Annotated in this window: 1 pseudogene; it reads right to left on the bottom strand. The window is 73.4% G+C overall.

The annotated features are described in order from the left end of the window. Window positions 1–233: pseudogene (locus D471_RS39905) on the bottom strand (anibiotic ABC transporter efflux pump); the annotation flags it as partial.

The raw sequence follows: 233 nt of genomic DNA, 5'->3' as shown, positions 1-233 counted from the left end.
GCCGACCAGGCCCGCCGCCGTGGCGGCCCCGGCCGCGGCCAGGACGGCGAGGAAGGGCACCGCGTCGAACTCCTCCACCGGGAGCTGCGACAGGATCTGGAACGGTCCGGCGTCCAGCATCCACTCGGGCAGGTCCATGAGCAGACCGAAGACGGTCACGACCAGCCCGTAGCCGTACCAGGCCCACACCAGCCCGACCAGGCGCGGCGCGATCCCCACGAGCAGGGTGGCCA

Source organism: Nocardiopsis lucentensis DSM 44048, assembly GCF_000341125.1.
In the GTDB taxonomy this organism is placed as follows: Bacteria; Actinomycetota; Actinomycetes; order Streptosporangiales; family Streptosporangiaceae; genus Nocardiopsis; species Nocardiopsis lucentensis.
The sequence above is the reverse complement of the archived record's forward strand: the minus strand, read 5'-3'. Positions and strand labels throughout refer to the sequence as shown.